We start from the raw sequence: 12,151 nt of genomic DNA on the forward strand, positions 1-12,151 counted from the left end.
AGGAGAGGGGGAAGGGGCTAGGGGATAGGGGTGAGGATGGAAAAGAGCAGGATTTCATTTCAGTATTACTGAGGCTGAGCAGATACGACATTTTTGGGACACAACACTAGAACACCAGTATCGCTGGTTAAAAATTTTTACCTGCCAATCGATAGCCTGAACAGTTCCCGTTTTTTTTTGCGTGGGGATCTTTCCGGACCAACTCCGGTCGGGCTGGCAAAAACCTACGACAGGGACTTCCATGCCTCCGCCAACGCTTCGTCGGTCGTCCGAAAGACGATCGCGCCGAGGGATTCCAAGGCGGCGCGCTTTTCGCCGCCCGCGGCGACGCCGTAAAGAGAGATGCGGACGTCGATGGCTTTCCTTTTCAATAGGTCGACCGCGCTTGCGGTTCCGATCACGCCGGTCGGAGAATCTTCGAAGACCGCTATATCCGAGCGTTTCTCGGAGAAGCGGTCGAAGGGCGGCAGGATTTTTCCCTCCTCGACAAACGCGCGCGCCGCATCCAGGGAATCCGGCCCGCCGGCGCCCATCGCCGCCGCGAGCGCCGCCAGGGAATGCACCGGGCTCGGTTTCAGGTAGGCGTCGATGATCTGGCCGCGCCGCCGGGCCAGCCATTGCATCTGGCCGGCGCCGACCAGCGGAAGCTTCTCCAAGCCGATGATCCGTTGGGCGATCTCCGCCTCGGGCGGGCTATCCCCGGGAGCGGCTCCGGGATCGGGCGGCCGGCAGGGGCGGGCGGTGATGATCGCCGAGCAAATCCGCTTTTGCGACTGCCCGTCCAGGATCCGGTCGCGGGCGTCGTCCGACAATCCCGGCCGGTCGAGTTCGGCCAACAGCGAGGGCGTCTCGATTTCGGGCGGAACGCGGTAATGCTCCGCATAGGCGCGGCTGCCGAGCGTGAATTGCTGGAAATACCGCATCACCGGCGAGTGCGGAAATTCCCGCGGGCGGCCAAGGACCGCGGTCAGGACGGATTCGAATTCGCCCGCCCGGGCCGGATCCGGTTCCGCGTCCCCGGCCTTCTGTTTAAAAAGCTTCACCGCCGAAGCCGCCGGCGTATCGCCCGAGAGCGCACCGGTCTGGCGCGCCCATCCGGCGAAATCCGGTTCCGGACGGGAGAGGCCGGCCCCGCGCAGCAGAGACAGGCACGCATCCAGGTCCGGCGGAAGGCGCAGCGCCGGATTGGCTTTCCACACGGCGTAAACCTCCGCCATCAGGCAGATGCCCGCGATGTCCCACTCGCAGGTGATGCCGTGCGCCTCGAAGGCTTCGATCGCGCTTTCTTCCAGCCGCCGCTGCGGATAGCCGGCCAGCGCGGAAAAATGCATCACCGTCCGGCGCAGTGCCTCGCGGTACCCGCCCGGCCGGATCAGCACTCCGTCGAGATCGAACAGCCACAAATTCATCGGTGCCGCCTCTCCAACTCGGCTTCCACGTCCGCCAAAGTCAGCCCGCGGGCGGCGAGGAGCACAAGCACGTGGTACAGCAGGTCGGCCGCCTCGGAGGTCAGGCGTTCGCCGGATTGCCCCAGCGCGGCGACGATCGTTTCCGTGGCTTCTTCCCCGACCTTCTGAGAGATTTTGTTCAACCCTTCGCGGAACAGCGCGCCGGTGTAGGAGCCTTCCTGCGGATGGGCCTTGCGGTCCGCGATCACGTCCTCCAAGCGCCGAAGAAATCCGGACTGATAGGTTCGGGGTTCGCCGGCGACGAGGTTGAAGAAACAGCTCCGCCGATTGGTGTGGCAAGCCGGACCGGCGGGAATCACCTGCAGCAAGACGGCGTCCGCGTCGCAATCCAGACGGACCTCCACGACCTTCATGACGTTTCCCGATGTCTCGCCTTTGCGCCACAGCGATTTCCGCTCGCGGCTCCAAAAGTGCGCTTCCCGCGTTTCGAGCGTCTTGCGCCAGGCCTCGGAATTCATCCACGCCAGCATCAGCACTTCGCCGGTCCGCGAATCCTGCGCGACGGCGGGCACCAATCCCTGATCGTTGTATTTGGGCTCCATAGATTCTCCGTCCATCCCCTATTTCCCCTCCCGTGCGGCGCTTTTTCGTTTTGCCCAACGGGAGGGGATGCATTTCAGGTCATCCTCACTTTCACTCCATGGCGATCCAGGTACTTTTTCAATTCCGCCACGGTGGCGATCCCGTAGTGAAGCAGCGACGCGACCAGGGCGGCATCGGCTTTCCCTTCCGTGAGGACCCGCAGGAGGTGCTCGGCTTTTCCACCGCCTCCGGAGGCGATGACCGGGATGCGCACCGATTCGGCGATTTTCCTCGTCAGGTCGATTGCGTACCCCGCCTGCGTGCCGTCGGCGTCGATCGCGTTCACCACCAGTTCGCCGGCGCCGAGCTCCTCGCCGCGCCGGGCCCAGGTCAGGGCGTCGAGGCCGGTGCGCGTGCGCCCGCCGTGGGTGACGATCTCGTATCCGGAGGGCGCGGCGGGGGAGGGCGGAACAGCCAGGACGTCCATCGACAGCACGACGCATTGCGCGCCGAAGGCGCGCGAGGCTTCCGCGATCAGGGGCGGGTTCCGCACCGCGGCGGTGTTGAGGTTGACCTTCTCGGCGCCGGCCAGCAGAACCTTCGCGCAATCCGCGACCGTGCGCAATCCCCCGCCGACCGAAAACGGGATGAAGACCTGCGCGGCGACCGCGGAAACGACGTCCAGCAGGATCGCGCGTCGGTCGCTCGAGGCGGTGATGTCGTACAGCACCAGTTCGTCGATCCCGGATTCAAAGTAGCGCCGCGCGGTTTCGACCGGATCGCCGATGTCTTTGGTGTCCACGAACTTGACGCTCTTGGCGAGTTTGCCGTCGCGCACGTCCAGACAGGCGATGATCCGTTTGCTGAGCATTTGCCCTCAATCCACGCGCCCGTCCCAGCGGGAGAAATTTTCCAGGATCCGCAGACCCGCCGGACCGCTTTTCTCCGGATGGAATTGGGCGGCGATCAGGCTCCCCCGTCCGATCACCGCCGGGAAGAGCCGGCCGTACTCGCATTCCGCGATCGCGTCCTGCGGGTCGTCCGGCGCGGGATAGTACGAGTGCACGAAGTAAAACTCCTCTTCCGGCCGGACGCCCTCCAGGACGGGATGGCGCCGCAGGATCCGGATCCGGTTCCATCCCATGTGCGGGATTTTCAAGGCCGGATCGGCGAGGGCGAAGCGTTGGCTCACGCCCGGGAGCAGACCCAGGCAGGCGGTATCGCCCTCCTCGGACCGGTCCAGGATGATCTGGGATCCGAGGCAGATGCCGAGGATCGGGATCCCGCGCGCGAAAACTTCGCGCAACGCGAGATCCAAACCGCGTTCGCGCAGGACCCGCATCGCGCTCGCCGCCTGACCGACTCCGGGAAAGATCACCCTGCCGGCCCGGCGCAGAATGTCCGGGTCGGGCGTGATGACCGACTCGGCCCCGAGATGGGCCAGCGCCCGCTGGACCGAGGTGATGTTGCCGGCTTTGTAGTCGATGATGTGGATCATAGGTCAATCCGGACCGCGTGGACTTGCTTGGCCTTCCGAGACGCGAAGCGGCGGAGAATCGGTCGCTTCACGGATTCGGCTTCCATAAAACCTCCAGCGCCTGACGGAGCGTGAAGGCTCCCTCGTACAGCGCGCGGCCGAGGATCACGCCCGGCAAGCCGACCGCCGCGACGGCCCGGACATCCTGAACCGACGCCGCCCCGCCGGAGGCAATCACTCTCAGGCCGGTCGAACAAGCCAGATTGAGCGTTGCGGGAATGTTGATGCCGGCCGAGACGCCGTCGCGTTCGATATCGGTGAAGATGCACCAGCGGATTCCCTGGGAGGCGAGCCTGCGGCCGAGTTCGATCGGGTCGAGTGCGGAATCTTTCTCCCAACCGCGGATTTTTACCTTCCCGCCGCGCGCGTCGATGCCGGCGGCGAGCCTTTCCGGCCCGAAGTTGCGCATAGCCACTTCGATCAGCAAAGGATTCTCTATGGCGGCGGTACCGATCACCACCCTGGTCACGCCCGAATCCAACGCCCGTTGAATTCCCTGAATATCCCGCATTCCGCCGCCGAATTGGATTTTCAATCCGGACTTGAGGATTTCCGCCAGCGCGGCCTCGTTTACGGCGGTCGTTTCGCCGAAGGCGCCATCCAGATTTACGACGTGCAGCCAGGAGGCGCCTTCCGACTGCCAGCGGCGGGCCGTCTCGAGCGGATCGTCGCCGTAGACGGTTTGACGCTCGGGGTCGCCCTGCGCCAATCGAACGACTTTGCCGCCGCGGAGGTCGATCGCGGGGTAAACGGTGAATTTTGCTAATTCATTTTTATCCGTCATCGTGCCAGATCCTTGTTTCGGATTATCAACCGCAGAGGCGCAGAGATCGCAGAGAAACGGAAATCCGCTTCGCGTTCTCTGCGTCTCTGCGGTGATAAGTTTTAAATCATCCCTTTGGTGGAAGGAATACTGCCGGCGCGGCGCGGATCGATCTGCGTTGCCCGGTCCAGCGCCCGTCCGAAGGCTTTGAACAAAGCCTCGGCCTGGTGATGGTCGTCGCCGCGCTCGAGCAGGCGCACGTGCACGGTGGCACCGGCCGCCGCAGAGAAGCTGCGGAAGAAGTGTTCGATCAGCGTCACCGGCAGCTGCCCGATCGCCACCAGCGACCATTCGGCGCGAACCAGGCAGTGCGGGCGGCCGCAAAAATCGACCACCGCCATCGCCAAGACTTCGTCCATCGGGACCACCGCGTGCCCGATCCGCGTTAAGCCGCGCTTGTCGCCGAGGGCCTGCTTCACCGCCTCGCCCAGCGCCAGCGCCGTGTCCTCGACGGTGTGGTGCAGGTCGACGTGCGTGTCGCCCTTGGCGTTCAGCTTCAGGTCGAACAGCCCGTGCACGGCGACGTGGTCGAGCATGTGGTCCAGGAATCCGATCTCGGTTTCCACCTCGGCCCGCCCGGTCCCGTCCACGTCCAGTTCGACGCGGATCTCGGTTTCCTTGGTCTTGCGTTCGATCGTCGCTTTGCGCATCGCGGCTCCTTTGTCTCTGACCTAATCCCCTCTCCCTTCCTTCTCCCCCTTCCCTTAAGGGAAGGGGGAGAGGGTGGCCGAAGCCCGGGTGAGGAGGTTAGGCCGGTTTCTCCAACGCCTTCATCAGCGCGTCCGTATCTTCCGGCTTTCCGACCGAAATCCGCAGGCAGTCGCGCAATCCGGGCCGGTCGAAGTAGCGCACCAGGATTCCGCGGTCCGCAAGGGCCTTTTGCACGGCGCGCGGATCGCGGCCGGCGAGCCGGCAAAGAAGAAAATTCGACCGGCTGGGATGGACGGTGATCCACGGAACGGTCTGCAACCGCGCGTACATCCGCTCCCGTTCGGCGATGATTTTTTCAAACGAGGTTTTCATCGCCCCGTAATCGTCGAGCGAAGCCATCGCCGCCAAATACGCCGCGGCGTTGACGTTGTAGGGCTGTTTGAGGGTCATCATCCGGCCCATCAGGCTTGGCGGAAACACGCCGTATCCGATCCGCAGGCCCGCCAGCCCGGCCCATTTGCTGAACGTGCGCAGGACGGCGAGGTTATCATGCTCGAGAGTCCAGCGGATCCGGCTGGCGCCGGCGAATTCGGCGTAGGCCTCGTCGAGCACCACCAGCACCGGCAGATCCAGCAGGCGCCGGAGGGTTTCGTCCGGTACGAGCGAACCGTCGGGATTGTTCGGCGAACAGACGAACAGGATCTTGGCGCGTTTTTCGGCCCGGACGGCGGCTTCGATTCCCTCCGCGTCGAGCGAAAAATCCGGCCTGCGCCCGACGTTCAGCACGCGCGCGCGGTGCACCCCGGCGGAGAAGGAATACATCCCGAAGGTCGGCGGGCAGTTGACGATCGCGTCGCCCTCCGAAAGGACCACGCTCATCACCACGTCGATCGGCTCGTCGGCCCCGGCGCCGGTGAAGATCCGTTCCGGCGGCAGGTCCAGGAATTCGCCCAGCCGTTTCCGCAGCAGCGTGTTTTCCGGGTCCGGGTAGATGCTGAAGTATTTCCCCGTCGCGACCGCCTGCCGGGCGCGGTCCGACATGCCGTAGGGGTTTTCGTTGGCGTCGAGCTTGACGATCCGCCGGCCGGTTTTCGAAAACCGGGATTCGAACACCTCGAACGGAATCACCGGCGTGTAGGCTTCCGGCTCGGGGCCGCCGGGCAGGAAGCGGAACCGTTCCTGGCGGGGGCCCGATTGCCCGGCCCCGGTCCGCAGCCGCGCGGATTCGGCGTGCGCGTCGAGGCCTTCGGCGCGCGCGATCCGCTCGGCGTGCGGGCTGATCTCGGCGGCGGTCTTCTCGTCCAGCGCGATCAGGTTGGTGATCCGCACGAAATCCAGCACGTTGAGCGGCGAGGCGAAGCGCGCCGTCCCGCCGGTCGGCATCACGTGGCTCGGCCCGGCGGTGTAATCGCCGAGGACCTCGAAGGATCGTTCGCCGAGGAACAACCCGCCGGCGCTGCGGATCCGCCCCTTCCAAGAATCCGGATCCGCGACCGAAAGGCACATGTGTTCGGGCGCGTACTCGTCGGCGGCGGCCACGGCGCTTTCCAAATCCGGGGTGACCACGATCCCGCCCTGGGCCGAGACCGAGGACGCGATGATCTCCGACCGCCCGCGGTTTTCGATCTGCCCGGCCACCTCGGCCTGGACTTTTTCGGCCAGCGCGCGCGAAGGCGTCAGCAGGATCGCCGTCGCCAGCCGGTCGTGCTCGGCCTGCGCCAGCAGGTCCGCCGCAACCCAGGCCGGGTTGGCGGTGTCGTCGGCGACCACCACCGTTTCGGTCGGACCGGCCAACCCGTCGAGGCCGACGATTCCGAACACCTGCTGCTTGGCGAGCGTGACGAAGATGTTGCCGGCGCCGACGATCTTATCCACCCGCGGGATAGACTGAGTCCCGAAGGCCAGCGCGGCCACCGCCTGCGCCCCGCCGATCCGGTACAGCGCACTGATGTTGGCCAGGTGGGCGCAGGCCAGGACGACGTCCGGCACGCTGCCGTCCTCCCTACCGGGCGGGGTGACGACGATCACCTCCGCGACTCCGGCCACCTTGGCGGGGATGGCCGACATCAACAGCGAGGAGGGCAGGGGAGCGGTTCCGCCGGGGACATACACCCCCACCCGGCGCAGCGGCGTGACCTGCTGGCCGAGCGTTCCGCCCAGATCGCCGGTCGTCCAGGAGGGAATCGGCTGGCGGGCGTGGAAGGCGCGGATCCGTTCGGCGGCGAGAGCGAGCGACTCCCGTAGTGCATCCGGGATCCTTTCATATGCGGCCCGCCACTCGGCGGGGGGAACAAGCGGATTGTCGATCCGCCGGCCGTCGATTTTTTCGGTCCAGCGTGCAATGGCGGCGTCCCCGTCAGCCCGCACGTCGGCCAGGATCCGCCGCACGGCTTCCGCGGGAGCCAACGGCTCCCCGAATACCCGCGCCAGGCTCTCGCGCAACGAGGGCGGGATCTCGTCGCCCTGGGGTTTCCGTTTTAATACCGTTTGCTTGGCTTCCGATAGATCCACGATGCGCAGCATACTTCCTCCGTACTCACACCGATCCCCTTGCCCCTTCCCCCTCTCCCGACTAATGTCGGGAGAGGGGGAAGGGGTTGGGGTAGGAGGCGAGGGTTACTTTTCCAATTCTTCCCGCAACCGGGCAAACCGCGCCGGCTCTTCCTCGAAAATGTAGGTCACGGGCGAGACGACCACGCCGCTGCCGCCGATCGCCCGCAGTTCCTGCACCGCGCGCATGATTTTTTCCCTGCGGACGATGACATTGACGGCGAACCATCCCTGCCCGGCGCCTTCGCGGGTGAACACTTCGCAGATGGTCGGCCCCTGCAACCCGCCGAGGTCGGTCTGGGCGAAAATTTCCGCCGCGATTTCGCGCTGGGATTTCCCGCGCATGTTGGCGAAGACCAGGTAGGCTTCCTGCGCCCGCAGGTGCGCCTCGATGTATTCGAGCAGGGTCTGGGCCGCATCCAGCACTTCCGGCCGGCTCTTCAGCGAGGCCCGGTTGGCGATCAGGCAAGCCTGCGAGCGGAGGATCTCGCCGTCCGCCAGCGGCCGAAGGTGGTTGTCGCGCAGCGTGGTCCCGGTCTCGACCAGGTCGCTGATCATGTCCGCAAATCCGATCGCCGGGGCCACCTCCAGCGTGCCCTCGGAGGAAATCAGCTCAAACGGCTGGATTTGGTTCGCGCGCAGGAACTGGGCGGTCAGGACGGGATATTTCGTCGCCACCCGCAGAGGCTTTCCCTCCCTGGGCATCCCCGGCGCCTTGCGCGCGAGGTCGGACGCGCTGCGGACGTCCTGCCATTCCTCGGGCGCCGCCAGCACCAGCGAGCAGTGCCCGAATCCGAGCGAATCGTGGAGGACGACCACGCCCCCTTCGCCGCCTTTTTTCTCCTCGATCAGATCGGCGCCCGAGATCCCGAAATCCAGGCTACCCTGCCGGACGCCGATGACGATGTCGCCCGGCCGCTGGAACAGAACCGTCAGACCGGGCACGGCCGGAATCCGGGCTTGGTATTGCCGCGGATTGGGCTTAAGGACGTTCAGGCCGCAGGCTTTCAGGAATTCCAGAGACGCGCTTTCCAGCCGTCCCTTCGACGGCAAGGCCATGCGGATATCGGTTCGGTCTTTCATCATCCCTCCAAAAAGAAACGCCCTCCGGCTGAGGGAGGGCGCGGGAAAGACGGTGCCCGGGAAAAGCGCGGCCGCTCAACTCAGCGATCTAGGTTGATCCGTAGTATGAGCGTGGTTATGGTAAAGCCGCGTTATCATGGTGGTCGAAATATACCAACGAAGCCCGGTTTTGTCCAGCGCACGGCCTGCCCGGACTTCCCCCCGTCCGGTCTTTCCTGCGGCCGCCTTTCATCTGCAATTAACCAAAGGGGGAATACAATCATCGCCGGATCAGCGACTCCGCCGGAGCGGTCCTGCCGGCCGGGCGCCGGTTCGGACTCTTCCGGAATGGTTGCAGCCCAATGGAAAAGAAAAGATTTCTGATCGTCAACGCGGACGACTACGGCCGGACGCCGGGCGTTTCGCACGGCATCCGCGAGGCGCACCGCGGCGGGATCGTCACATCGGCCTCGGCTTTGATGAACATGCCCTGGATTGAGGAGGACCTGCGGATCGCGCTGCGGGAAACGCCGGACCTCGGATTGGGCGTGCACTTGGTTCTCACTTGCGGCACGCCGCTGCGGTCGCCCGATTTGCTGGAAAGCATCACCGGCGGGCGCGAAAGCCTGCCCGGCTTGGAGGAATTCGTCCGCAACTTGGCGGGCGTGGATCCGGACCAAGCCGCCGCGGAATGGGAGGCGCAGATTCTGCGATTCATCGAACTCGCCGGCCGGAATCCGGACCATCTGGATTCCCACCACCACGTTTCCTATTTTACCGAAGCGCTGTTCCGCCGCTTCCTGGAATTGGCCCGCAAATACCAATCCGCCGTCAGGGTCCCGTATCCGACCCTTTCGGAAATCGCCGGCCTGCTGCCTGCGCCGCTTGCGGAAACGGCGCAGGAATTCCTCCCCCGACTGACCCGCGGCGGGGAGCCGCCCAAGCCGGACCGGTTCATCGGGACGTTCTATGGCGAAGGCGCCACGCAGGAGCACCTGCTGCTGGTCCTCGACCAATTGGAGCCGGGCGTTGCCGAATTGATGTGCCATCCCGGCTTTGCGGATCCGGCGCTGATCCACGGATCATCGTACGGCAAAATGCGCGAGCGCGAGATTGATATCCTCACGTCGGATTCCGTCCGCCGGGCACTCGCCCGGCGGGGAATACAACTGGTTAATTATTTCGCGCTGCTGCAAGCTGCTCGCTGATCCTTACGGGACCGCTAATACAACGTGACTGCTTCACCTTGAGAATAATAAAAGACGTTATCCGATAATATGCGAGCTTGTGTTCCAGCTCTCATCTGGTCCAAGGCTTCCTTTCTCCTCCCTCATCCTATCCTCCCGTCACTGGGTTCCGGGACAAATTCTCCCAGCCCGTCTCTCAAGGGCGATGGATTCCAACAAATCCGATCCTCTTTCCGCCGGTGTGGGGCTGGGAAGCATGTCCTGGTGTACTCCCGGGAAAGGTGCCCGGAGGGCGGATGAGGGTGTCGGCGGAATAGGATTAAACCCCCTTGACAAACCCGCAATTCCGGCTAATATATCCGTAACGGATATAACCGTAAAGGATATATTAGGGTCCAAAGGAGGAATATGGCGAAACCATCATCAGGCTTTCAACCGCTCACCCCGGCGGTCTATCACATCCTGCTGGCTTTGGCGGACGGCGAGAAGCACGGCTACGCCGTCATGAAGGATGTGGAAGAACAGACCGGCGGAAACCTCAGCATGGGGCCGGGGACGCTGTACGGCTCGATCAAGCGCATGCTGGCGGCCGGATTGATCGAAGAGGTGGACGAGCGGCCGGATCCGGCGATGGATGATGAGCGGCGGCGGTATTACCGGATGACGGCGCTCGGCCGGCGGGTGACGGCCGCGGAAAGCAAGCGCTTGGCGCAGGCGGTGCGGATCGCCCGGCAGAAGCACGTCCACGCCCTCGAAGGACGGGAAATCGCGCCATGAACACCGGAACGCAGATCTATTCCTCGATCTCCTGCCGGTTGTACCGGCGGCTGCTGAAGTTCTACCCGCAAAACCACCGTGAGGAGTACGGCCACTCCATGCTGCAGCTCTTCAAGGATCAATACCGTACGGCGCGCGAGAGCGGCAAACCCGGCAGCTTGGCGATGCTTTGGATCCGCGCGCTGAAGGACCTGGCCGTGAATGTTTGGCGGGAGCACGCGGCTGCGCCGGGCGCAGGCGACGGGTTGATGGAACCCGTTCCCAATCGGCCGCTGCCCTGGAAGGGCGTCGTTTTGGTACTCCTTCCCGGTTTGGTATTCCTTACCGGACAGATCTGCCAATTGGCGGGGGAGGATTGGTTCTTCCTGTTTGTCGGCCGGGCGGCCTACTTCCTGATCCTGCCGGTTCTGCTTGTCTGGATCTTCAAGCGCCGCTTCCCCGTCTGGGGATTGATCCCGCTGGGGATGCTGTTCCGCACGTTGATCAGCGCCGCTGCTCGGGCGGATAATATCGTGGAATTCAGACTGGTAAAGCTCTTCATCTCGCCTCCATCGCCGCTGGGGGAAGCATACGAAAAAATTCCGCAACTCGAGAACGTCATCCGGCAAATCCGGTATTTCCTGAGGGCGCATACCGAGGGCGTCAAGGCGGCCATCGTCATGGGCCTCCTGCTCTCCATCCTGTGGATGATATTGTGGATCGTCCGCCGGGCGCGCTTCCAGCGCGCGGCGTGGGTTTGATTGGGCGCGTTCCTCCTGGTTGCACTAGCGGATCTCTTCTCGGTTCTGGGGATATACGTGGCGGACACCGGATCGCCGCTCGGATATCTGCTGACGGACGAGGCACGGAGCACGGTATGGAGGGATTTTCTCTACTCGTGCTATTTCGACGGTGTGTTTGATCTGGGCTTCTTGGTTCTGATCCTGGCCGGCGCCTTTGCGGCGCGACGGCACGGCCGCCTGGCTCTGCTGATCCCGCTCGGGTATCTGATCCCCACGGTCCTGCTCGGGCGGTTCGATTACGATCCGCGCATGCCGTTTCTGCTGGTTGGGGCCGGCGCGGCCGCGTTGCTCTACCGCCTCTTTGTGACCGTCGCCGCGCCGCTGTGGATCGTGCGCTCGGCTTCGGAACGCGCGAAAACACGGGCCGGCGCGGCCGGGATGCTGGCTGCGGTCGGATTCACCGCCGCGGTCCAAAGCGCCTACCTCCTCGCCGCCGGCAAGGCTTATGGGTGGGAACAAAGCTGGACCGCCGTGTACTTCACGGTCTCGCCGCAGCTTCTTGCCATGGCGGGAATCGGATTGGCGGTCTCGTAGTATCGGGAGGGAAGAACGGCGGAGGCGGACCAGCGGTTGGAATCGGTGATGGTCATCCATTAATCCCCCTGCTTTCCCGGTAGGTCCCTTCATAAATACGTCCACCCATTCCTTGGAAGGGGGGGACTCTCGGGGGTCAACTCTTTTTCAACCGAACCAACTGCTCCTTTTTTTCCTTAATGCGGATCGTGATCTCCTGGATGCGGGCGGTTTCATGCTTGATTTGTTCCGGGCTTTTCTTCGGTTTGGGTGCGAGG

Annotated in this window: 12 protein-coding genes and 1 pseudogene; 4 read left to right on the forward strand and 9 right to left on the reverse strand. The window is 64.2% G+C overall.

Translation table 11 applies throughout. The features are described 5' to 3' along the window. Positions 1–224: 224 nt before the first annotated feature. The 9 genes and pseudogenes from JW929_14025 to hisG all read right to left on the reverse strand — a co-directional run bounded on the left by JW929_14025 (position 225) and on the right by hisG (position 8,635). Positions 225–1,409, reverse strand: coding sequence for a hypothetical protein (locus tag JW929_14025; protein ID MBN1440523.1), 1,185 nt, complete (start codon positions 1,407–1,409; stop codon positions 225–227). Further along, positions 1,406–2,011 (reverse strand): bifunctional phosphoribosyl-AMP cyclohydrolase/phosphoribosyl-ATP diphosphatase HisIE, encoded by a 606-nt coding sequence (locus tag JW929_14030; protein MBN1440524.1) that lies wholly within the window; start codon positions 2,009–2,011, stop codon positions 1,406–1,408. The genes JW929_14025 and JW929_14030 overlap by 4 nt, the downstream gene beginning before the upstream one ends. A gap of 74 nt (positions 2,012–2,085) precedes the next feature. Continuing rightward, a complete protein-coding gene (gene hisF, locus JW929_14035) occupies positions 2,086–2,862 on the reverse strand; it encodes an imidazole glycerol phosphate synthase subunit HisF (GenBank protein ID MBN1440525.1) in 777 nt (258 codons plus the stop codon). Positions 2,863–2,868: 6 nt separating this feature from the next. Further along, positions 2,869–3,489, reverse strand: coding sequence for an imidazole glycerol phosphate synthase subunit HisH (hisH, locus tag JW929_14040; protein MBN1440526.1), 621 nt, complete (start codon positions 3,487–3,489; stop codon positions 2,869–2,871). A gap of 67 nt (positions 3,490–3,556) precedes the next feature. After that, entirely contained in the window at positions 3,557–4,312 is a 756-nt protein-coding gene (hisA, locus tag JW929_14045) for a 1-(5-phosphoribosyl)-5-[(5-phosphoribosylamino)methylideneamino]imidazole-4-carboxamide isomerase (GenBank protein MBN1440527.1), read from the reverse strand. A gap of 101 nt (positions 4,313–4,413) precedes the next feature. Continuing rightward, entirely contained in the window at positions 4,414–5,001 is a 588-nt protein-coding gene (hisB, locus tag JW929_14050; protein MBN1440528.1) for an imidazoleglycerol-phosphate dehydratase HisB, read from the reverse strand. Positions 5,002–5,098: 97 nt separating this feature from the next. Further along, the gene (hisC, locus tag JW929_14055) at positions 5,099–6,166 is read right to left on the reverse strand and encodes a histidinol-phosphate transaminase (protein ID MBN1440529.1); all 1,068 of its coding nucleotides are present in this window, start codon (positions 6,164–6,166) and stop codon (positions 5,099–5,101) included. A gap of 45 nt (positions 6,167–6,211) precedes the next feature. Continuing rightward, positions 6,212–7,525: pseudogene (gene hisD, locus JW929_14060) on the reverse strand (histidinol dehydrogenase). A 93-nt stretch (positions 7,526–7,618) separates the two neighbouring features. Further along, positions 7,619–8,635 (reverse strand): ATP phosphoribosyltransferase, encoded by a 1,017-nt coding sequence (gene hisG / locus JW929_14065; protein MBN1440530.1) that lies wholly within the window; start codon positions 8,633–8,635, stop codon positions 7,619–7,621. A gap of 341 nt (positions 8,636–8,976) precedes the next feature. On the opposite strand from hisG, the gene JW929_14070 reads away from it, so the two are divergent. From JW929_14070 to JW929_14085, 4 genes are all read left to right on the forward strand, one after another. Further along, positions 8,977–9,822 carry a ChbG/HpnK family deacetylase gene (locus tag JW929_14070; protein MBN1440531.1) on the forward strand — a complete coding sequence of 282 codons (846 nt, stop codon included), beginning with the start codon at positions 8,977–8,979 and terminating at the stop codon, positions 9,820–9,822. 387 nt (positions 9,823–10,209) lie between these two features. Further along, the gene (locus JW929_14075; GenBank protein ID MBN1440532.1) at positions 10,210–10,578 is read left to right on the forward strand and encodes a PadR family transcriptional regulator; all 369 of its coding nucleotides are present in this window, start codon (positions 10,210–10,212) and stop codon (positions 10,576–10,578) included. After that, entirely contained in the window at positions 10,575–11,318 is a 744-nt protein-coding gene (locus JW929_14080) for a hypothetical protein (protein ID MBN1440533.1), read from the forward strand. Before JW929_14075 ends, JW929_14080 begins: the two co-directional genes overlap by 4 nt. Before the next feature lie 57 nt (positions 11,319–11,375). After that, the gene (locus JW929_14085; protein MBN1440534.1) at positions 11,376–11,894 is read left to right on the forward strand and encodes a hypothetical protein; all 519 of its coding nucleotides are present in this window, start codon (positions 11,376–11,378) and stop codon (positions 11,892–11,894) included. Positions 11,895–12,151 lie beyond the last annotated feature (257 nt).

The sequence above is a fragment of the Anaerolineales bacterium genome, assembly GCA_016928575.1.
GTDB lineage: Bacteria > Chloroflexota > Anaerolineae > Anaerolineales > RBG-16-64-43 > JAFGKK01.